Origin of the sequence: Collinsella sp. LCP21S3_C7 (assembly GCF_052118485.1) — a bacterium.
Lineage (GTDB): Bacteria > Actinomycetota > Coriobacteriia > Coriobacteriales > Coriobacteriaceae > Collinsella.
In genome coordinates, this window is record NZ_JBQKHC010000040.1 from 1 (window position 1) to 2294 (window position 2294).

Sequence of the window (2294 nt, forward strand, 5' to 3'; positions counted from 1 at the left end):
AGAGTACTGCGGGGCCAGCCCGTGGGAGGCCAGGGCGCCGCTGACCGGTGGACGGCACCGAGCCGTGCGCTTGGACTGAGAAGGGGGAGGCCTCGCGGCCTCCCCCTTTTTCGTTTCTCAGACAATTTAACTAAATGACAATTTTTACAACGATATCATCTGCCGTCTTATTCAGACGTTCACCGTTCTCTTGACAGTCTCACACACTCAATGGATTACTATCTACTTAAGCGTGATACTGCGCTTGACCTGTTTTAGGCGGGCCGTTTTATTGATTATGAAGGAAGGACGCACATGGCAGATGTTCACGAGCTGCTTGATACTTGGATTGCCAATGTCAAGGATGATGAGCTGCTGACCGAGCTCAACACGATGAAGGAGCAGGGTGACGAGGATGCCATCACCGATGCCTTCTTCCAGGATCTTGCCTTCGGCACCGCCGGCCTGCGTGGCACGATCGGTGCTGGCACCAACCGTATGAATATCTATACGGTCGGCCGTGCAACGCAGGGCTTCGCCGACTATCTCAATGCGACTTTTGAGCATCCGACGGTTGCCATTGCTCGCGATAGCCGCAATAAGGGCGAACTGTTCGTCAAGACGACTGCTGCTATTCTTGCGGCAAATGGTGTCACCGCCCTTGTGTATCCTAAGATTTCCCCGGTGCCTACGCTATCTTGGGCCGTCCGCGACCTTAAGTGCTCCGGTGGCATTTGCATGACCGCTAGTCATAATCCGGCGCCTTATAACGGCTATAAGGCCTATGGCCCCGACGGCTGCCAGATCACTAGCGAGGCCGCCGATGCAATTTCTAAGGCTATCGCCGAGACCGATACGTTCACTGGCGTGAAGTCCATGGACTTCGATGAGGCTCTTGAGCAGGGTCTGGTCAAATGGATCGATGACTCGTGCCTCGAGCGTTATTACGATGCCGTTCTCGCGCGCGGCGTGACCAACCTTTCTGCCGAGGAGATCGCTGGCGCTCCGCTTAAGCTCGTCTACACTCCGCTCAACGGCACTGGCCTCATTCCCGTCACGACGGTGCTCGAGCGCGCCGGCATCACCGATGTCACGGTTGTTCCCGAGCAGAAGGACCCGAACGGCGATTTCCCGACCTGCCCGTATCCTAACCCCGAGATCCGTCAGGCCATGCAGAAGGGAATCGACCTGTGCGAGCAGGTTCACCCCGATCTGCTGCTTGCAACCGATCCTGACGCCGACCGTGTTGGCGTTGCTGTTAAGAATGGTGATGACTATCTGCTGCTGACCGGCAATGAGATGGGCGTTCTGCTGCTCGACTATATCTGCAAGACCCGTGCCGCCCGCGGCGAGGATCTCACCAAGAAGGTCGCGGTTACTACCATTGTTTCTTCCGCCATGGTCGATGCTCTGGCCGAGGAGTATGGCTTTGAGCTCCGTCGCTGCCTGACGGGCTTCAAGTACATCGGTGACATCATTACCTCGCTTTCCGATGCTGGTGAAGTCGATCGCTTTATCTTCGGTTTCGAGGAGAGCTACGGTTATCTGGCCGGCGACCACGTGCGCGACAAGGACGCCGTGAGCACTTCGCTTCTGATTTGCCAGATGGCGCAGTATTACAAGCTCCAGGGCAAGAACCTTGCCGATGCGATGCACGAGCTGTACGAGAAGTATGGCTACTATCACAACAAGACGATTTCGCTGAGCTATCCGGGCGCTGAGGGTGCGGCAAAGATGGCCGGCATCATGGCTGGTCTGCGCGAGAACCCGCCCGCGGAGCTCGCAGGCTCCAAGATCGAGGCCGTTGTGGATTACAACACGTGCGTGAACGGCCTGCCGAAGGCTAATGTCATTGAGTTCGATCTTGAGGGTGGCAACAAGGGTATTGTCCGTCCTTCCGGCACCGAGCCCAAGATCAAGCTGTACATCTTCGCTAAGGGCGCGGATGCCGCCGAGGCTGATGCAGCACTTGACGCGATTGAGGAGTCAGGTCGCAAGCTGTTGGCCTAAGGCTTTGAAAGCCTATTTCTATAGATAGACGAAAAAGGGGATCTCGGAAACGAGGTCCCCTCTCTATTACTGCTAAATACAGCTGAGAATCCCAAACTGTGTAGGAGTTGTGTGCAACCAGATTCCCGCCCCGCGGGCCCCTCCGGTCTGGCAATATATCTCCTTGCCGCGCGGCCCGGTCGAACCGGGAACCAGCGCAGGCGTGCACCTTGAGAACCGGATACTGCGAGGATGGACACACATGGTGTGTCGCATCCGGGCAGACATCGAACCATTTGAAATGGTCTGACTTGGATTCGTTTTTC

Annotated in this window: 1 protein-coding gene; it reads left to right on the forward strand. The window is 56.5% G+C overall.

The features are described from left to right. The first annotated feature begins 294 nt into the window (after positions 1 to 294). On the forward strand, positions 295 to 1989 hold the full coding sequence (locus ACTQ1E_RS08750) for a phospho-sugar mutase (RefSeq protein WP_154518687.1): 1695 nt from the start codon (positions 295 to 297) through the stop codon (positions 1987 to 1989). Positions 1990 to 2294: the final 305 nt, after the last annotated feature.

Coding starts and splice junctions, on each gene's coding strand:
- ACTQ1E_RS08750 (WP_154518687.1), top strand. CDS start 295: ATGGCAGATGTTCACGAGCTGCTTGATACTTGGATTGCCAATGTCAAG.